Origin of the sequence: Streptomyces flavovariabilis (genome assembly GCF_000725785.1) — a bacterium.
Lineage (GTDB): Bacteria > Actinomycetota > Actinomycetes > Streptomycetales > Streptomycetaceae > Streptomyces > Streptomyces hawaiiensis.
Window position 1 is genome coordinate 21,872 of record NZ_JNXD01000021.1, and the last position, 17,798, is coordinate 39,669.

General features: G+C 72.2%; 16 protein-coding genes. 10 read left to right on the forward strand and 6 right to left on the reverse strand.

Annotated features, from left to right (window positions below; genetic code table 11):
- Positions 1-80: 80 nt before the first annotated feature.
- Positions 81-1,700, reverse strand: coding sequence for an acyl-CoA synthetase (locus IO24_RS0130905; protein WP_031141365.1), 1,620 nt, complete (start codon positions 1,698-1,700; stop codon positions 81-83).
- A 176-nt stretch (positions 1,701-1,876) separates the two neighbouring features.
- Here IO24_RS0130905 and IO24_RS0130910 point away from each other — a divergent pair, with 176 nt between their 5' ends.
- The 8 genes from IO24_RS0130910 to IO24_RS0130945 all read left to right on the forward strand — a co-directional run bounded on the left by IO24_RS0130910 (position 1,877) and on the right by IO24_RS0130945 (position 8,678).
- Complete coding sequence (locus tag IO24_RS0130910; protein ID WP_031141367.1) at positions 1,877-2,677, forward strand: crotonase/enoyl-CoA hydratase family protein; 801 nt, start codon at positions 1,877-1,879, stop codon at positions 2,675-2,677.
- A 118-nt stretch (positions 2,678-2,795) separates the two neighbouring features.
- On the forward strand, positions 2,796-3,737 hold the full coding sequence (locus IO24_RS0130915; RefSeq protein WP_031141369.1) for a Zn-ribbon domain-containing OB-fold protein: 942 nt from the start codon (positions 2,796-2,798) through the stop codon (positions 3,735-3,737).
- Positions 3,734-4,798, forward strand: coding sequence for a thiolase domain-containing protein (locus IO24_RS0130920; protein ID WP_031141371.1), 1,065 nt, complete (start codon positions 3,734-3,736; stop codon positions 4,796-4,798). The genes IO24_RS0130915 and IO24_RS0130920 overlap by 4 nt, the downstream gene beginning before the upstream one ends.
- Positions 4,795-5,961: a thiolase domain-containing protein gene (locus IO24_RS0130925; RefSeq protein WP_031141373.1), complete on the forward strand. Its 1,167-nt coding sequence runs from the start codon at positions 4,795-4,797 to the stop codon at positions 5,959-5,961. Before IO24_RS0130920 ends, IO24_RS0130925 begins: the two co-directional genes overlap by 4 nt.
- Positions 5,962-6,043: 82 nt before the next feature.
- The gene (locus tag IO24_RS0130930) at positions 6,044-6,286 is read left to right on the forward strand and encodes a DUF397 domain-containing protein (protein ID WP_031141375.1); all 243 of its coding nucleotides are present in this window, start codon (positions 6,044-6,046) and stop codon (positions 6,284-6,286) included.
- A 161-nt stretch (positions 6,287-6,447) separates the two neighbouring features.
- Positions 6,448-7,350: a universal stress protein gene (locus tag IO24_RS0130935; RefSeq protein WP_031141377.1), complete on the forward strand. Its 903-nt coding sequence runs from the start codon at positions 6,448-6,450 to the stop codon at positions 7,348-7,350.
- Positions 7,351-7,390: 40 nt separating this feature from the next.
- Positions 7,391-8,065 (forward strand): CGNR zinc finger domain-containing protein, encoded by a 675-nt coding sequence (locus IO24_RS0130940; RefSeq protein ID WP_031141379.1) that lies wholly within the window; start codon positions 7,391-7,393, stop codon positions 8,063-8,065.
- Between the two features lie 115 nt (positions 8,066-8,180).
- Positions 8,181-8,678, forward strand: a complete 498-nt coding sequence (locus tag IO24_RS0130945) for a glycosyltransferase family protein (protein ID WP_031141380.1) — start codon at positions 8,181-8,183, stop codon at positions 8,676-8,678.
- A 69-nt stretch (positions 8,679-8,747) separates the two neighbouring features.
- Here IO24_RS0130945 and IO24_RS0130950 read toward each other — a convergent pair whose 3' ends face one another.
- Positions 8,748-9,887, reverse strand: coding sequence for an aminoglycoside phosphotransferase family protein (locus IO24_RS0130950; RefSeq protein WP_031141382.1), 1,140 nt, complete (start codon positions 9,885-9,887; stop codon positions 8,748-8,750).
- Between the two features lie 232 nt (positions 9,888-10,119).
- Here IO24_RS0130950 and IO24_RS0130955 point away from each other — a divergent pair, with 232 nt between their 5' ends.
- The gene (locus IO24_RS0130955) at positions 10,120-11,613 is read left to right on the forward strand and encodes a DNA-binding protein NsdB (RefSeq protein ID WP_031141384.1); all 1,494 of its coding nucleotides are present in this window, start codon (positions 10,120-10,122) and stop codon (positions 11,611-11,613) included.
- Between the two features lie 6 nt (positions 11,614-11,619).
- Here IO24_RS0130955 and IO24_RS0130960 read toward each other — a convergent pair whose 3' ends face one another.
- The 3 genes from IO24_RS0130960 to IO24_RS0130970 all read right to left on the reverse strand — a co-directional run bounded on the left by IO24_RS0130960 (position 11,620) and on the right by IO24_RS0130970 (position 16,014).
- Positions 11,620-13,023, reverse strand: a complete 1,404-nt coding sequence (locus IO24_RS0130960) for a PP2C family protein-serine/threonine phosphatase (RefSeq protein WP_031141386.1) — start codon at positions 13,021-13,023, stop codon at positions 11,620-11,622.
- A 274-nt stretch (positions 13,024-13,297) separates the two neighbouring features.
- Positions 13,298-14,392, reverse strand: a complete 1,095-nt coding sequence (locus tag IO24_RS0130965) for a baeRF3 domain-containing protein (protein ID WP_031141389.1) — start codon at positions 14,390-14,392, stop codon at positions 13,298-13,300.
- 50 nt (positions 14,393-14,442) lie between these two features.
- On the reverse strand, positions 14,443-16,014 hold the full coding sequence (locus tag IO24_RS0130970) for an alpha/beta hydrolase (protein ID WP_031141391.1): 1,572 nt from the start codon (positions 16,012-16,014) through the stop codon (positions 14,443-14,445).
- A gap of 395 nt (positions 16,015-16,409) precedes the next feature.
- Here IO24_RS0130970 and IO24_RS0130975 point away from each other — a divergent pair, with 395 nt between their 5' ends.
- Positions 16,410-17,051 (forward strand): chaplin, encoded by a 642-nt coding sequence (locus IO24_RS0130975; RefSeq protein ID WP_037668846.1) that lies wholly within the window; start codon positions 16,410-16,412, stop codon positions 17,049-17,051.
- A 10-nt stretch (positions 17,052-17,061) separates the two neighbouring features.
- Here the strand turns inward: IO24_RS0130975 and IO24_RS0130980 are convergent, their stop codons facing one another.
- Positions 17,062-17,796 (reverse strand): hypothetical protein, encoded by a 735-nt coding sequence (locus tag IO24_RS0130980; protein ID WP_031141395.1) that lies wholly within the window; start codon positions 17,794-17,796, stop codon positions 17,062-17,064.
- Positions 17,797-17,798 lie beyond the last annotated feature (2 nt).

Sequence of the window (17,798 nt, forward strand, 5' to 3'; positions counted from 1 at the left end):
GCTGACAGGGCTCGGTGACCGAGCCTGCCACCACCAGTACGTCCGCACGTCACCTGGGGTTCAATGGTCCGGCCGGAGATTCACCCGTCCGCCGTCACCGCCACCTCCCGCGCCCACCGGTAGTCCGCCTTGCCGCTCGGCGACCGCTGGATCGACTCGGTGATCACCAGCCGGCGCGGGATCTTGTAGCCGGCGAGCCGGTCGCGGCAGTGCGTCCGGATGTCCTCCAGCGACGGCCGTGCCGCACCCTCGCGCAGTTGCACCACCGCCGCCACCTGGTGGCCCCACCGGGGGTCCGGCACCCCGGCCACCAGCGCGTCGTAGACGTCCGGGTGGGACTTGAGGGCCTGCTCGACCTCCTCCGGGTACACCTTCTCGCCGCCGGTGTTGATGCACTGCGAGCCCCGGCCCAGGACGGTGACCACGCCCTCCTCGTCGACGGTGGCCATGTCGCCGAGCAGCACCCACCGCTCGCCGTCCCTCTCGAAGAAGGTCCCCGCGGTCTTGGCCGGGTCGTTGTAGTAGCCGAGCGGCACATGACCGCACTGGGCGATCCGGCCCACCTCACCGGCCGCCACCGGCGCGTACGTGGCCGGGTCGACCACCTGGGTGCGGGCGTTGACCCGCACCCGGAAGCCCCGCTCCGGACCCGAGTCCTCGGTCGCCGTGCCGTTGAAGCCCGACTCCGACGAGCCGAAGTTGTTCAGCAGCATGGCGTTCGGCACCAGCTCCTGGAACTGCCGGCGCACCGTGTCCGACAAGATCGCGCCGGACGACGACACGCTGAACAGCGACGAGCGGTCGATGTGCCGCAGCGGGCCGCTCAGCGCGTCGACGAGCGGCCGCAGCATCGCGTCCCCCACCAGCGAGATGCTGCTGACCCGCTCCTTCTCCACGGTCCGCAGCACCTCGTCGGGCACGAACTTGCGGTGGATCACGACCCGCTGCCCGAAGTTGAAGCCGATGAACGCGGTGAGGGTGGAGGTGCCGTGCATCAGCGGGGCCGTCGGGAAGAACGTGATCCCCGCGCCGCCGGCCGCGACCCGTTCGGCGAGCTCCTCCGGCTTCTTCACCGGCTCCCCGGTCGGGGCGCCGCCGCCGAGGCCCGCGAAGAACAGATCCTCCTGCCGCCACATCACGCCCTTGGGCATCCCGGTCGTGCCACCGGTGTAGATGATGAACTGGTCATCGGCCGAGCGGGCCGGGAAACCGCGCTCGGGTGACCCGGCGGCCTCCACCTGGGCGAACTCCACGCAGGGCACCTCCGCGGCTCCCGGCGCCGCAGCGCCCACCCGGATCAGGTGCCGCAGCTTCCCGGCCCGGGGCCGCGCCGCCGCCACGCGGTCCGTGAACTCCGCGTCGAAGACCAGCCCCACCAGATCCGCGTCCCGGTAGAGGTACACCAACTCCTCTTCCACATAGCGGTAGTTGACGTTGACCGGGACGATCCGCGCCTTCAGGCAGCCCAGCACCGTCTGCAGGTACTCCACGCCGTTGTAGAGGTGGAGCCCGACGTGCTCACCGGGCCGTATCCCGCTGTCGAGCAGGTGGTGGCCGACGCGGTCGGCCGCCGCGTCGAGCTCCGCGTACGTCAGGCGGCGCTCCGCTCCCGTGCCCGGATGGTCGGCGTACACCAGCGCCTCACGGTCGGGGACGACGTCGACGACCGACTCGAACAGGTCGGCAAGGTTGTACTCCACCGCTCCTCCTGACCCCGGGGCGTGCCTGGCATCGGACGGTTCGCCGGTCATCAGAGCAAAGGGCGGTCCAACTGTGAAGGGTCTCCGCGAAAGAATCTGACTGACTGTCAGAAAACCCTTGAAGTGCTTCCCGCCCTACTGCAACCTGTTCTCGTTCCATGAGAGGGGAGTTCGCCATGGGTGGGACGGAACACCTCACCGTGCAGCGCGAAGGCGCCACACTGGTGCTCACGCTCAACAGGCCACAGGCCAGGAACGCGCTCTCACTGCCGATGCTCGTCGGCCTCCACGACGGGTGGCTCGAGGCGGATGCGGACGACTCGGTGCGCTCGATCGTCCTCACCGGCGCGGGCGGCTCGTTCTGCTCCGGCATGGACCTCAAGGCCCTCGCCGGGAACGGCATGGCCGGAGAGGAGTACCGCGACCGGCTCAAGGCCGACCCCGACCTGCACTGGAAGGCGATGCTGCGCCACCACCGCCCGCGCAAGCCGGTGATCGCCGCCGTCGAGGGGTACTGCGTCGCGGGCGGCACCGAGATGCTCCAGGGCACCGACATCCGCGTCGCCGCCGAGTCCGCCACCTTCGGCCTGTTCGAGGTGCGGCGCGGCCTGTTCCCCATCGGCGGCTCCACCGTCCGGCTGCCACGCCAGATCCCGCGCACCCACGCCCTGGAGATGCTGTTGACCGGCCGCTCCTACAGCGCCCACGAGGCCGCCGCCATCGGTCTGGTCGGCCACGTCGTCCCCGACGGCACCGCACTCGCCAAGGCGCTGGAGATCTCCGAGCGGATCAACTCCTGCGGCCCGCTGGCCGTCGAGGCCGTCAAAGCCTCCGTCTACGAGACCGCCGAGATGACCGAGTCCGACGGCCTCGCCGCCGAACTCACCCGCGGCTGGCCGGTCTTCGGCACCGCTGATGCCAAGGAGGGCGCCCGCGCCTTCGCGGAGAAGCGACCACCCGTCTACAAGCGCGCCTAGCGCTGCGCCGGCTCAGGCCGGTTCAGAGCTGCGGGTCGTCGGTGGCCGAGCGCGCAGTTCCCCGCGCCCCTGAGGGGGCGCGCCCCGTGCACGCCGATTCGAAGGAGGCGGGCCCTCGATGTCCGCAGTTCTCAAGGCGCCGCTTGTCGTCGAATTTCCCTTCACCCGCTCCCTCGGGCCCGTCCAGAGTGCCTTCCTGACCGGTCTGCGGGAACGTGTGATCCTCGGGGTGAAGACCCGCGACGGCCGTATCCTGGTCCCACCCGTCGAGTACGACCCCGTCACCGCCGAGGAACTCCGCGACCTGGTCGAGGTCGCCCCCACCGGCACGGTCACCACCTGGGCCTGGAACCCGGCCCCACGCCGCGGCCAGCCCCTCACCACGCCCTTCGCCTGGGTCCTGGTCCGCCTCGACGGAGCCGACACGGCCCTTCTCCACGCCCTCGACGCCCCGGGCCCCGCCGCCGTGCACACCGGCATGCCGGTCCGCGTCCGCTGGGCCGCGGCACGCACCGGTGCCATCACCGACATCGCCTGCTTCGAGCCCTACGACGGCCATCGAGCCGAACCGGCAGGACACCAGGGCGAGTTCGAGGATCCCGTCACCGGCATCGTCGCCGCCGCCCGCCTCGACTACACCTACTCGCCCGGCCGCGCCCAGACCGCCTACATCAACGCCCTCTCCGGCCGGCGGACCGTCGGCGAACGCTGCCCGTCCTGCCGCAAGGTCTACGTCCCCCCGAGGGGCGCGTGCCCCACCTGTGGCGTCGCCACGTCCGAGCAGGTCGAGGTCGGTCCCCGCGGCACGGTGACCACGTTCTGCATCGTCAACATCAAAGCGAAGAACCTCGACATCGAGGTGCCGTACGTCTACGCCCACATCGCCCTCGACGGCGCCGACCTCGCGTTGCACGGCCGGATCGGCGGCATCCCGTACGACGAGGTCCGCATGGGCCTGCGCGTCGAACCCGTGTGGACCGACGGCGCCCGCTACCCCGACCACTACCGGCCCACCGGAGAACCCGACGCGGACTACGACGCCTACAGGGAGCTGCTGTGACGAGCGCACCGCGGGACCGCGAGATCGCCGTCGTCGCCTTCGCCCAGACCGACCACCGGCGCACCAGCGACGAGTTCTCCGAGGTGGAGATGCTGATGCCGGTGCTGCACGAGGTCCTCGACCGGACCGGCCTGAAGACCGCCGACATCGACTTCACCTGCTCCGGCTCCAGCGACTACCTCGCCGGCCGCGCCTTCTCCTTCACCCTCGCCCTCGACGGCGTCGGCGCCTGGCCCCCGATCTCCGAGTCGCACGTCGAGATGGACGGCGCCTGGGCCCTGTACGAGGCCTGGACCAAACTCCTCACCGGCGACGCCGACACCGCCCTGGTCTACGCGTACGGCAAGTCCTCGCCCGGCTCGGTCCGCGACGTCCTGACCCGCCAGCTCGACCCGTACTACGTGGCACCCTTGTGGCCCGACTCCGTGGCCCTCGCCGCCCTCCAGGCGCAGGCGCTCATCGACGTCGGCCACACCGACGAGCCCGCCCTCGCCGCCGTCGCCTCCCGCAACCGTGAGGCCGCTGCCGCCAACCCCCACGCACAACTGCGCGGCCCCGTGCCGCAGGGCGACTACCTCGTACAGCCCCTGCGCACCGGTGACTGCCCGCCCGTCGGGGACGGGGCCGCCGCCGTGATCCTCGCGGCGGGGCACCGGGCCCGTGAACTGTGCGCACGCCCCGCCTGGATCCGCGGCATCGACCACCGCATCGAGGCCCACGGACTCGGTGTGCGCGACCTGACCGACTCGCCGTCCACCCGGCTGGCCGCCGAGCGGGCCGGAGCCTTCGAGCGTCCCGTAGACACCGCCGAGCTGCACGCGCCCTTCTCCGCGCAGGAGATCGTCCTGCACAAGGCCCTCCGGCTGGGTGAGGGCGTGGACGTGAACCCCTCCGGCGGGGCCCTCGCCGCCAACCCGATCATGGCCGCCGGCCTCATCCGCATCGGCGAGGCCGCCGCCCGCATCCACCGCGGCGAGTCCGACCGCGCCCTCGCCCACGCCACGTCCGGCCCCTGCCTCCAGCAGAACCTGGTCGCCGTACTGGAAGGGGAAGCCCGATGAGCAAGGAGCCCGTGGCCGTCGTCGGCATCGGCCAGACCAGGCACGTCGCGGCACGCCGGGACGTGTCCCTCGCGGGACTGACCCGGGAAGCGGCCCGGCGAGCGCTCCAGGACGCCGAGCTGACCTGGGCCGACATCGACGCCGTCGTGATCGGGAAGGCGCCCGACTTCTTCGAGGGCGTCATGATGCCGGAGCTCTACCTCGCCGACGCCCTCGGCGCCGTCGGCAAACCCATGCTCCGCGTGCACACCGCCGGTTCCGTCGGCGGCTCCACCGCGCTCGTCGCGGCGAACCTCGTCGCGGCCCGCGTCCACGGCACCGTCCTCACCCTCGCCTTCGAAAAACAGTCCGAGTCGAACGCCATGTGGGGGCTGTCCCTGCCCATCCCCTTCCAGCAGCCCCTGCTGGCCGGGGCGGGCGGGTTCTTCGCGCCGCACATCCGCGCGTACATGCACCGCAGCGGCGCGCCCGAGACGATCGGTGCCCTCGTCGCCTACAAGGACCGCCGCAACGCGCTCAAGAACCCGTACGCCCACCTGCACGAGCACGACATCACCCTCGACAAGGTCATGGCCTCGCCCATGCTGTGGGACCCGATCCGCTACTCGGAGACCTGCCCCTCCTCCGACGGCGCCTGCGCGATGATCCTCACCGACCGCGTCGGAGCCGCCCGGGCGCCGCGGCCGCCCGCCTGGATGCTCGGCGGCGCGATGCGCAGCGAACCGACCCTCTTCGCCGGCAAGGACTTCGTCTCCCCGCAGGCCGGGCAGGACTGCGCCGCCGACGTCTACCGGCAGGCCGGGATCACCGACCCCCGCCGCGAGATCGACGCCGCCGAGATCTACGTGCCGTTCTCCTGGTACGAGCCTATGTGGCTGGAGAACCTCGGCTTCGCCGGCGAGGGCGAGGGCTGGAAACTCACCGAGGCGGGCGTGACCGAACTGGACGGGGCCCTGCCCGTCAACATGTCGGGCGGCGTGCTGTCCGCCAACCCCATCGGCGCCTCCGGCATGATCCGCTTCGCGGAAGCGGCGCTCCAGGTGCGCCGGCAGGCCGGAGAACACCAGGTGGACGGGGCTCGCAGGGTCCTCGGCCACGCCTACGGCGGCGGATCGCAGTTCTTCTCCATGTGGCTCGTGGGCGACCGGCCCCCGGACTCCTGAAAGGTCCCCCTCACGTGCCCTGTTGGCCGTGGGGCACGATCGCTAGGCTGGCCGCGGACGACGAACCGGGAGGAGCACGGACGTGGCCGAGACCACCACCCAGCAGCGCCCGCTCACGGGCTGGGACAAGCCGGAGCTGGACCTCACCAACGCACAGTGGCAGTCCAGCAGCCAAGGGCGGGGGGATGTCCAGATCGCCTTCGTCGAGGGCTTCATCGCCATGCGGAACAGTGCCCGCCCGGAGAGCCCTTCGCTGATCTTCACACCCGCCGAGTGGGGCGCGTTCGTGTCGGGAGCGCGGGAAGGAGAGTTCGACCTCACCTGAGGACGGGGCGAACCATTCCGGACGGCCGGGATCCGACGGCCGATCCGGGGCTGTTCCACCCGCATTTCCGGACACGCGACCGGAGGCATCTTCCCGGAGCCACCGCCTGAGTCAGGCTGGCCCCAGGGAGGGGACGGTCGGATCTCGGAGGTGAAGAACCCATGAGCACCCTGCCTGTCGTCGCGGCGGTCGACGGTTCGGACGACAGCCTGCGCGCCCTGGAGTGGGCTGCCGACGCCGCTCGCCGGCGCGCGGCACCCCTGCGCGTGGCGCACGTACGCCAGTACGCCCATTGGGCACAGCCCGATGTCCTCGCCGCCGGGCCCGCGGACCCGCAGGACGACCCCGTTCTCGACCAGGTCCGCACCCACCTGGAGGGCCGCGCCGACCAGCCGGACACGGAGTACGCCGGCCTGGAGGGCGCGGCCGGCGCGGTCCTGCCCGAACTGGGCGCCACCGCCCAGCTGCTGGTGCTCGGCTCCCGGGGCCGCGGCGGCTTCGCCAGTCTGCTGCTCGGCTCGAACAGCATGGCCGCCGCCCGCGACGCCGAGTGCCCCGTCGTCGTGGTGCCCCGGCCCGGACGCGAGGTCCACGGCGAGACGCCGGGCGGTCCCGGCTCGCGGGTGGTCGTCGGCCTGAAGGTGGACGGCCCCGACGAGGCCACACTCGAGTTCGCCTTCGCCGAGGCCGCCCGGCGTGGTGCCCGGCTCCAGGCGGTCGCCGCCTACCCGTGGCCGGCGCAGCCCTGGATGATGCCCGGGGAGATGCCCCCGCCGATCGTCGACCAGGACGTCATCGAGGACGAGACCCGGGTCCTCGCCGACGGCTTCCTCGCCCCGTACCGCGAGCGGCACCCGGACGTCCCGATCCAGCTGGTCCCGGCGGCGGGCGACGCGGCCGGCCACCTCGTTGCGGCCTCCCGGGACGCCGACCTCGTCGTGGTGGGGCGCCACCGGCGGCGTCTGCTCTCACCCGTCCGCATGATGGGCTCGGTCACCCACGCCGTTCTGCTGCACGCCGCGAGCCCCGTGGCCGTGGTGCCACCGTCGCGCCCGGCGGACTGACTTCGCCGTAATGGATACGGCCGGGCCTATCATTAGCCGCATGCGGGAACCGATCAACAGGGACACCCGGCTCGCCCTGGACCTGGCCCTCACCATCCGCCACGACGGCAACGGCGGCGTCGCCGACGACCTGACCGACCCGGCAGACCTCACCGCCTGGGTTCGGGCACACCCCGAGGCCCTGCCGGACACCGCTCCCGACCGAGCCGACGATCACCGCGAGGGCCTTCCCGCCGGCACGGCACCGCAGCCGGCCGACGGCGGCGCTGCCGGGTTCACCGCCGACGCCGCGCAGCTCACCGCCGTCCGCGAGCTGCGGGCCGCCGTCCGTGCGCTCTTCGCCCGGGCGGTGCGCCCGGGCGAGCCCAGCGCGGCGGACGCGGCCCGCCTCATGCCCCTGCCGGAAGCGGTGCGGCACCTGAACGAGATGGCCGCCCGCACCCCCAGCGTGCCGGTCCTGGACTGGCCCGAAGGCGCCGCCCCGGTCCTCCGTCACCAGCCCGTCGGCCCCGGCGACGACCTGACGGCGGCCCTCGCGCACGCCGTGATCGCGTTCCTCGCGAGCCCCGACCGCGACCGGCTGCGGGCCTGCCACGCGCCGCGCTGCGTGCGCTACTTCCTCAAGGACCACCCGCGCCAGGAGTGGTGCAAACCCTCCTGCGGCAACCGCGCACGGGTGGCCCGCCACCACCAGCGGCACAAGGCGCCGGCCTAGGCCGACCGGCACGTCCGAGTGGCCTCGCACCGCTCGCGGCACCGGGTGACAGCCCGGCCCCCCGGTCCGCCGCCCGCCCCGCACTTCGCAGGCCCGGGCACGTACCATGGGCGACATGTCGTTCCTCCGCCGCCGCAGCGCCACGCCCGCCGGGCCCGACTTCGACGTACTGGCCATGGACCCGGGCGACTGGCCCGGCAACCTCGGCGCGGGACTGCTGCCCGCGCCCGACGGGACCTGCCAGGGCGTCTTCCTGCGCTACGACCTGTTCGGCGGTCGCGGCCCCGCCATGATCATCGGGAATCTGCCGGAGGGCTCCCCGGCCCGCGAGGTCCCCGAGGGCCAGGTCCCCTTCGAGGTCGCGCAGCTGCTGCTGGCGCTGGAGAACGACGAGGAGGTCACCGTCGTCAGCACCGAGGACGTACCGGTGATGCAGGGCGACAACCTCCTGATCGTGCGCCGCGTCAAGCTCTCCGAGAGCCGGATCTCCTGCGTGCAGTTCGACCGCAGCGACAACGTCCTGGTGACCATCGCCGCCTGGGACCGCCCCATCACGGACGACCTCTACGCCCTCCTCAAGCCGCTGCCCGCGGAACTCTTCCAGCAGGGCTGAGCCGAACCGGCCGCACACGAAAGGGCCGCTGCACGCCTGCCCCGGCGTACAGCGGCCCTTTCGTCCCCGTCAGCGAGTGCCGACCGCCGCGCGAACGGCGCGCCGGGCCAACTGGCAGTCGTCGTGCAGCCGCCGCAGCAGCAGCCTCTGCTCCTCGCCGGACGGCGCAGCACCCGGGTGGGCCGTGCCCGGTGCCGCCGGGGTCGCGTCGTGCATCGAACGCTGCACGGCCGTCTCGTAGGTGCGGATCTCACGGGTCAGCACCAGCATCAGGTTCACCAGGAAGGCATCCCTGGACGCCGGTCCCGCCGACTGCGCGATCTGGCTGATCTGACGGCGAGCGACCGGTGCGTCCCCGAGCACCGACCACAGCGTCGCCAGGTCGTAGCCCGGCAGGTACCAGCCGGCATGCTCCCAATCCACCAGCACTGGACCGGCCGGTGACAGGAGCATGTTCGACAGCAGTGCGTCGCCGTGGCAGAACTGGCCCATGCCCTGCCGTCCGGACGCCTGCGCGATGCCGTGCAGCAGCTTCTGCAGGTCGCCCAGGTCACGGTCGGTGAGCAGACCCAGCTCGTGGTACCGGGAGATCCGGGCCGCGTAGTCGAGCGGGGCGTCGAACGTGCCCGCCGGTGGCCGCCAGGCGTTCAGCCGGCAGATCGCGCCGAGTGCCGCTCTGATGTCCGCCCGGGGCGGCGCCTCCGCCGGGTGCCGCTGGAGCGCCGCCACCCGGCCCGGCATCCGCTCGATCACCAGGGTGCAGTTGTCCGGGTCCGCCGCGATCAGTCTCGGCGCCCGCACAGGAGGACGGTGCCGGACGAACGAGCGGTACGCCGCTATCTCGTGGCGGATCCGCTCGGACCAGGCGGGGGAGTGGTCCAGTAAACACTTGGCGACGGCCGTGCTGCGGCCGGTCGTACCGACCAGGAGCACGGACCGTCCGTTGCGGCGCAGCACCTGCACCGGGGCGAACTCCGGGCAGATGCGGTGCACGGACGCGATCGCCGTGCGCAGTTGCGCGCCCTGGGGGCCGGACAAGTCGAGTCTCCCGCTGAGCGGTTGGGTGCCGATGACCGCGCCGCGCCGAGCCTTGCCCGCGCCGAGCACGGGGGCCGCCGGCCGCGCGGGGGCGAGGTAGGGGCCGCTGTCCGTGGGACGCGGGTGCAGCGACCGGTGCGGTGCGGACACGGAGGACGATGCTGTGTACATGGGCGAAACAGATCCCTTCGTGTGCCTGCGACGACAGCGCACCACCCGGCCCGGATGCCCGGGAGAACCCTGGGGAGTGTCCCCGGCGACCGGGTCGGGGTGGCGCGTTCCTACCTGACACCGGATGACCGGTGGCACACCATCTGGCGCACCCTGGCGAACCCTGGCGAATAGTCGCCCGGCATGTCTCCCCGGGCTACTGTCAACTCAGCCGAGAACCTGGGGGCTTGACGTGAGCGGACAACCCAACACCCGGCTCGCGGATCTGTTCGGCCTGGCCGGCTGGTCCAAGGGCGAACTCGCGAGGCTGGTCAACCGGCAGGCGGCGGCCATGGGCCATCCCCAGCTGTCGACCGACACCTCCCGGGTGCGGCGGTGGATCGACACGGGAGAGATCCCGCGCGATCCGGTGCCGCGGGTGCTGGCGGCTCTGTTCACCGAGCGTCTCGGCCGTGTCGTGACCATCGAGGACCTCGGTCTGGTCCGGCACGGGCGCGCGGGAAAACGGCAGGACGGCGGGAGCTCCGATGCTCCCGACGGTGTGCCGTGGGCGCCCGAGCGGACCGCTGCGGTCCTCACCGAATTCACGGGAATGGACCTCATGCTCAACCGACGCGGCTTGGTGGGCGCGGGCGCCGCGCTCGCCGCGGGATCCGCACTCAGCAGCGCCATGTACGACTGGCTGCACACCGACCCTTCCCTGGCTGCCGACGCCCCCGACCTCGACCGTCCCCTGCACGCCGACCCCGCTGGGTTCGACCGCTACGAGGCCGCCCCCATCGGGTCGCAGGAGATCGAGGAACTGGAGCGCTCGGTCGAGGTGTTCCGCGCCTGGGACGCGGCCCGCGGCGGCGGGCTCCAGCGCAAGGCCGTGGTGGGCCAGCTCAACGAGGTGGGCGGCATGCTCGCCTACCGTCACCCACCCCACCTTCAGCGGCGCCTGTGGGGCGTCGCCGCCAACCTGGCCGTCCTCGCGGGCTGGATGTCGCACGACGTCGGCCTGGAGCCCACGGCGCAGAAGTACTTCGTCATCGCCGCGCACGCGGCCAGAGAGGGCGGGGACCGGCCCCGTGCGGGTGAGGCACTGTCCCGCGCGGCCCGCCAGATGGTGCACCTGGGCAAGCCCGACGACGCCCTGGACCTGATGAAACTCGCCACGTCCGGCTCGGGCGACGAGGTGCTGCCCCGCACCCGGGCGATGCTCTACACCATCGAGGCCTGGGCGCAGGCGGCCATGGGCAAGGGCCAGGCGATGCGACGCACACTCGGCCGGGCGGAGGACCTGTTCGTCTCCGACAAGGCCGACGTCCCGCCGCCGGACTGGATGCAGACCTTCAAGGAGGAGGACCTCTACGGCATGCAGGCGCTGGCCTACCGCACGCTCGCCGAGTTCGAGCCGGGCGCGGCCGCCCACGCCCAGCACTACGCCGAGAAGGCGCTGGCCCTGCGTGTCGACGGCCGGCAGCGGTCGAAGATCTTCGACTATCTGTCGATGGCGTCGGCCTGCTTCATCGCGGACGACCCCGAACAGGCGGATCGCTACGCGCGACTGGCCCTGGTGTCGATGGGCTCCAACTCCTCCCACCGCACCTGGGACCGGCTGCGCCAGATGTACCGGCTCACGGCCGAGTACTCCGGATACCCGAAGATCCAGGAGCTGAGGGAGGAGATCAGCCTCGCCCTGCCGAAGACGAAGGGCAGGGGCGGCAACCGCGCACAGGCCTGAGTTTCCTCAAGACATGACCCTGGCGACGAGCACACAGGCGTTGTCCTCGCGCTCGCTCCCGCCGAACTCCTCGACCACGGTCCGTACGGCGTCCTCCGCGGTGCCGGTCAGGCGTGGTGCCAGGCTGAGGAGGAGGTTCGCGGCCGCCGGCCCGGTGTGCCCGGGGACCAGCCCGTCGGTGTGCAGGAGCAGCAGGTCGCCCACCTGGAGCGTCTCTTCGGCCTGCCCGTAGACGGCGCCCGAGGTGGCGCCGAGCAGGACGCCGTCCGGTGCGTCCAGTACACGCCCTGTCCCGTCGCGGAACAGCAGCGGGGTGGGATGTCCGGCCTGCGCCCACGCCAGGGTGCGGGTAGCGGGCCGGTAGCGGCAGCAGACGGCGCTGCCCAGGGCGGGTTGCACGGTGGCGTCGAGTAACTGGTTGAGCCAGGCCATCAACTGTCCCGGCCGGGCGCCGGCCATGGCCATGCCGCGTACGGCGCCGAGCAGCATGGTCATGTTCGAGGTGACGCCGACTCCCTGGCCGGTCAGATCGCCGACGCTGAGGAGCGTTTCGCCGTCGGTCAGTTCGAGTGCGTCGTACCAGTCGCCACCGATGCGTGTGTGCGTGGACGCCGGAAGGTGGTGGGACGCGAGGTCGAGGGTCCGGGGGCCCCGGTGCGGGAGCCGCAGGGAGCCGCGCCAGGGCGGCAGCACGGCCTCCTGCAGCTCGGCCGCGAGCCGGTGCTCGTGGTGCGCGGCCTTCTGCCGGTGGTGGAGCGAGTCACGGGTCTCGTTCACCGCCCGCTGGCTGCGGCGCAGTTCGCTGACGTCGCGCAGCACAGCCCACATCGAGGCGGTGCTGCCGTCGGTGTCGAGTACCGGTTCGCCCATCATGTGCACGGTCCGTACGTCGCCGCCCCGGCGGGCGATGCGGAACTCGCCGTCGATGGGCCGGGCGTCGACGAGGCAGTTGGTGACCATCGCCGTCAGTTTCGGCCGGTCCTCGTCCACGACCAGTGACGGCAGCTCGTCGAGGGTGAGTGGGGGAGCGGCCGGGTCGCGGCCCAGGATCTGGTAGAGCTCCCCGGACCAACTGGCCTCGTCCGTCAGCAGGTTCCACTCGGCGCTGCCGACGCGGCTGAGCAAGGAGTCCTGCGAGGGGACGGGGGGTTCGGGTACCGCTGCCGTGGGCAGGGGGCCGTCCCGCAGCTGGGCCAGGTGCTCGTCCAGGTCGTTGAGCTGGTGCAGAGCCAGGTCGTACAGGGCGCGCTGCCAGCGTTCGCGCGGGTGGTCCGATGCCTCTTCCTCACAATCGCGGCGCACCGCGTCCACGTCGCCCTTGAGCCGCCGCGTCTGCGATATGAGCGCGTCGACCGGGCCGCGTCCGGGCGGCTGGGCGGCTGGGCGGTCCGCGGAGAGGTGGGACGGCATGACGCACTCCGATGCGGGGACGGTACGACCAAGGCGGACGGAGGGACCGTTACGACTGTTGCACAGCCTGCGACGCCCTGTAAGGGATTCGGCGACACCCGATACGGTGGTGCTTCTGGCATATGCCACAGTCTCCCCGAGCTACTCCGGGGTAGGTGGGGAACGCCTTCCCCGCCGTCTCAAGTCGTAGATTACACAGGCCACTTGACGATCCATCGGAAACACCCGCACGAGGCTCATGCGGGTGTTCGACGACCTTGCGTTCGACCCTCGGTCAGTACCGCAGCACCCCGGCCATGCCGTCCGCCTCCCCGAGGGTGCCGTCCGGTACGAAGCGGACGTCGGCCCCGGTCTCCAGGCACTGCTCGACGATCTCGTCCACGATGTCCTCGCGGGAGTCGAGGTCGCCGCTGTCGGCCAGGATCAGATGGTCCCCGGCGTCGCGGACCGTCACGCGGTAGTTCTCCTCGACGGCCAGCAGCCGGACGCGGCCGTCCCGGGCGCTCTGCCACAGCTCGTCGACACCGGCGGCGAAGTCCCGCCGCCCGCGGGCCGTTTCGAGTGCACGGGTCACGGCTTCCGTACTCCTGCGGGCCTCCGCCTCGACCACCGGGCGCACGGCCTGCCACACGGTCTCCGGGGTCCCGTGCGCGAGCCCGCCGTGCGGGAGGTGCACCGCACCCCGGGCGGTGCCGCCGACCTCGTCCAGCAGGGAGAGGGCGGCCGGCTCGCCGGTGACGTACAGCTGTCTCGGGTGATCGCGCAGCACGGCGGTCATCGCGGTGTCGGCCTCGCGGAGGAACTGGCGGGTGCGTTCCTCCCGGAAGGCGCTCGGCGTGTCGCCGATCCGCTGCAGCCGTTCCGGGTCGAAGTTCTCCACCCGCCGGGTCAGCGGGAAGCCGCCGACGCGGGCCTCGGCGACCCGGTCGACGCCGCCGTTCCACAGCGTGGCGCGGTCCGCGGCGAGCGACAGGACCCAGAAGGGCCGCCCGGCCGTCTGGGCGGAGACGAGGTTGCGGGTGAGGAAGGTGTCCGAGAGCACCACGCGTTCGGGTACGGACCTGGCCAGAGACCACACCTGGTGCTCGCCGGGAGCGGCGAAGATCGCCAGGCCGTCCTCGGCGTGCGTCAGGTCGACCTCGGACAGTGCCCGGTCGAGATGTCCGGCGACCTCGGTGCGTCGCTCGCGGGTGACGGCCGGATCGGCCTCCAGCTGCCTCTTGGCCTCGGCCACCGCATTGCGCAGCCGGACCTGGTCCTGGGTGTTGTAGGGATCGCGCCGATGTGTCGGCGTCAGCACGGAGACCGCGGGGTAGGGGCGCGGGCGCCGCAGCTCGGCAAGGGTCGCGGGACTCAGAACGCTCTCCATGACAGAACGATAGAGCGAATTCGCCATTAGGGCATTTGGGGCAGTCGATCTCATTCGTCGTCGCGGTCGGAGCCGCAGGAGCTGCCGTCCGGCGGCAGCGTTCCGTACAGCAGAAAGGCGTCGACCTTGCTGTGCACACACTTGGACGAGCCGTAGCCGGTGTGGCCTTCGCCCCGGTTGTCGAGCACCACCGCCGACGACCCGAGCCGCCTGGCCGTCTCCACCGTCCAGCGGTACGGCGTGGCCGGGTCGCCCCGGGTGCCCACGAGCAGCATCCTCGGTGAGTCCACGTCCTTGACGTCGTCGCGGATGAAGTCGGTGCCCTTGGGGCGGCCGTAGCACATCAAGACCTGGGTGAGCCGGTAGCGGCCGAAGACGGGTGACGCCTGCTCGTAGCGGTCGCGCAGCCGGCCGAGGTCCCTGGTGATCTGCGCGGCGGCGGGGCGGTCGGGGTCGTCCGCGCAGTTGACCGCCATCAGCGCCGCCGGCAGGTTGTCCTGCGGCACGTCCGCGGGGTCGGTGAGTCCGGCGTGCGGGCGGCCGCGCAGCGGGACGGTGAAGCCCCCGGACAGGAAGGCCTCCAGGCCGCTCGGGTCGCCGTCCTCGAGCAGCCGGCCGATGGCCCGCTGCAGCGAGGGCCACAGCTCCCGGCTGTAGAGGCCCTGCCCGAGGGCGCCGGCGAAGTCCTGGCCGGAGAAGGCCTCACCGAAGTCGGTCGGCACCGGGTCCCTGTCGAGCGACTCGACCACGTCCACGACGTGCTCCCGGGCCTCGCGCGGATTCCGTCCGAACGGGCAGGCGATGTCCTCGGTGCACCAGGTCAGGAAGTTCTCCAGCGCGGTCTGCTGCCCCTGGGCGCTCACCACACCCTGGTCGGCCAGCGGCTCGGTCAGCGTGTCGACGCCGTCCAGCACCATCCTGCCGACCTTCTCGGGGTACTGGGCCGCGTACACCGCGCCGAGCCGGCTTCCGTAGGAGAAGCCCAGGTAGTTGAGCTTGTCGTCGCCGAGTGCGTCGCGCATGACGTCCAGGTCGCGGGCGGCGTCGACCGTGCCGATGTGGGGCAGGACCGGGCCCGAGTGCTCGGCGCACTCGGCCGCCGCCGCGCGCAGCTCTTCGAGCACGGCCCCGGGATCGGCCACGTCGGCGTTGCCGTCGGTGGCGTCCAGGGCGCTGTCCGAGGCGTTTCCGCAGCTGACCGGCGAGGAGCGGCCGACGCCGCGGGGGTCGAAGGAGACGACGTCGTAGCCGTTCGTCAGGCCCATGAAGTCCTTGCCGCCCATGGCGAGTTGCGCCACGCCCTGACCGCCCGGGCCGCCGAAGTTCAGCAGGACCGAGCCCCGGGACTTGCCCGTGGCCCGGTAGCGGGCGACGGCGACGTCGAGGGTGCCCTTCCCGGGCTCGCCGTAGTCGAGCGGGACGGTGACCTTCCCGCACTGGAGGTCCTTCGGCATGTCCATGCCCTCGCACTTCGACCAGGTGACCTTCTGGTCGTAGAAGCGCGTGAGGCCGGGCGGCGGGTCGTCGGCGGCCGGCAGTGCGGTGCCCAGCAGGGCGAGTCCGGCCGTGCCGACGACCGCGCAGCGCCGTATCGAGGGGCGCGTGGACAGCTTGGCCAGCATCGGTGCCTCCAGGAGACGCGGGGCGCCCCACAGCGGACCGGGATCGGCGCCCTCGCTCACCATATGCGGGCCCCGGAAGCCGCGCCTCCGGGCAGGCGGGGCAGGGTCACGTGCCGTGACCTGCACGGCTCGCCCCGCATGCGAATCCCGCAGACGGGTCTGGATACGAAAGGCCGCACACGAGGGCCGCAACCCGCCCCCGCATGCGAAGGCCGCACACCGAGCCCGCATACGAAGGGCTTTACCGCTTGTTCGACAACCGGGCCGCTCGATGGAGTGAAAGGCCGATAACCCATAACTCGGATCGGGTGCCCCGCGTTCTATCCGGTGCGGGTGAGTGCCCGCGACGATGTCTGGAAGGCAGGGGTCCCATGAGACGGGTTACCCGAAACGGAATGATCGCCGTCGCCGCCGCCTCGGGCGCGATGACCGTGACCGTCCCCGCGTACGCCGGTTCCGGTGCGGACGGCTCGGCGGCCGGTTCGCCCGGGGTGGTCTCCGGCAACACCGTCCAGCTGCCGGTGCACGTCCCGGTGAACGCGTGCGGGAACACCGTGAACGTGGTGGGGCTCCTGAACCCCGCTGCCGGCAACAGCTGTGCGAACAAGGACGACGGGCGGGGCGGCCGGCCCGGCGGGTCCGGCGGCGCGGTCGCCGAGGGCAGCGGAACGGATTCGCCGGGCGTGATCTCCGGCAACGGCGTGCAACTGCCGGTCGACCTCCCCGTCAACGTCACGGGCAACTCGGTGAACGTGGTCGGCATCGGCAACCCGGCGACCGGCAACGAGTCCTCGAACACCCCCGGCGACCCTCGTCCGGTCCGGCCCCAGCACCCGCCGAAGCCGGTGCCGAAGCCGACTCCGCCGCCCCGGCCGAACCCCGCGCCCGAACCGGCCCCCCACACCGTCCCGCACGCCACCGGCGCCTTGGCGCACACGGGCACGGACCACACCCTCCAGGCCGTCGCGGCGAGCGCGGCGCTGATCGCCGGGGGAGTGGTGCTGCGCCGGAGGTTCCGTCCGGGGGCGGACGCCTGACACGCTCGGGCTACACCGCCTCCGCAACGCCCGTGAGCAGCACCATCCCCGAGTCCCCGTAGTCCGGCAGGGTCGGGTCCATGTCGATGTGGTCCACGTCCAGCTCTCTGGTCAGGGGCGTGAAGACCTCCGTGACCGTCGTGGGGTTCACCGGACAGCCCGGCCAGCGGGAGGCCGGGCCGATGCGGTACGTCGGCATGTTCTCCCTGAACGCGGCGACCAGGTAGCCGCCCGGCCGGGCCGTACGGACGAAGGTGCGGCAGAGGTCGGCGAACTCGGCGAAGTCCTCCGTGACGCTCTCGGCGACGAAGTGCATGGAGGCGAGTTCGTACGTGCCCGGCGGCAGGACCCGGACGTCGGCGTGGACGATGTTCACCGGGGCCAGCGCCCCGGCCAGCGTCGGAGGCACCTGGGGGTTGAGCCGTCGGCACAGCGCGTGGAAGGGCAGCCAGCTCGCGTCGAGACGGTGGCAGATCTGGTCCTCGAGGTAGGCGACATTGCTCGCTCCGGCCTCCACGGCGTCGATCCTGCGGCACGCGGCGGACGCCAGCATCAGCGGATACAGGTTGGGGCCCGCCCCGAACTCCACCGAGCGGGCGATCCCGCCGGGCCGTAGGCCCCGGTAGAACGCGGAGTGGTGCGCGATGATCGCCGCGTCCGACGCGTGCACCTCGCGGTAGTTCTCCGCGAGGTAGTCGGCGACCGGCCAGCGGTCCCAGTCCACGTCGTCGTTGTGCGTCGTCATGG

What these genes read in the sequence shown, in the direction of transcription:
- IO24_RS0130975 (WP_037668846.1), top strand. Translation starts at nt 16,410, where the DNA reads ATGATCGCCGTCGCCGCCGCCTCGGGCGCGATGACCGTGACCGTCCCC.
- IO24_RS0130910 (WP_031141367.1), top strand. Translation starts at nt 1,877, where the DNA reads ATGGGTGGGACGGAACACCTCACCGTGCAGCGCGAAGGCGCCACACTG.
- IO24_RS0130935 (WP_031141377.1), top strand. Translation starts at nt 6,448, where the DNA reads ATGAGCACCCTGCCTGTCGTCGCGGCGGTCGACGGTTCGGACGACAGC.
- IO24_RS0130915 (WP_031141369.1), top strand. Translation starts at nt 2,796, where the DNA reads ATGTCCGCAGTTCTCAAGGCGCCGCTTGTCGTCGAATTTCCCTTCACC.
- IO24_RS0130980 (WP_031141395.1), bottom strand. Translation starts at nt 17,796, where the DNA reads ATGACGACGCACAACGACGACGTGGACTGGGACCGCTGGCCGGTCGCC.
- IO24_RS0130945 (WP_031141380.1), top strand. Translation starts at nt 8,181, where the DNA reads ATGTCGTTCCTCCGCCGCCGCAGCGCCACGCCCGCCGGGCCCGACTTC.
- IO24_RS0130925 (WP_031141373.1), top strand. Translation starts at nt 4,795, where the DNA reads ATGAGCAAGGAGCCCGTGGCCGTCGTCGGCATCGGCCAGACCAGGCAC.
- IO24_RS0130950 (WP_031141382.1), bottom strand. Translation starts at nt 9,887, where the DNA reads ATGTACACAGCATCGTCCTCCGTGTCCGCACCGCACCGGTCGCTGCAC.
- IO24_RS0130970 (WP_031141391.1), bottom strand. Translation starts at nt 16,014, where the DNA reads ATGCTGGCCAAGCTGTCCACGCGCCCCTCGATACGGCGCTGCGCGGTC.
- IO24_RS0130940 (WP_031141379.1), top strand. Translation starts at nt 7,391, where the DNA reads ATGCGGGAACCGATCAACAGGGACACCCGGCTCGCCCTGGACCTGGCC.
- IO24_RS0130960 (WP_031141386.1), bottom strand. Translation starts at nt 13,023, where the DNA reads ATGCCGTCCCACCTCTCCGCGGACCGCCCAGCCGCCCAGCCGCCCGGA.
- IO24_RS0130965 (WP_031141389.1), bottom strand. Translation starts at nt 14,392, where the DNA reads ATGGAGAGCGTTCTGAGTCCCGCGACCCTTGCCGAGCTGCGGCGCCCG.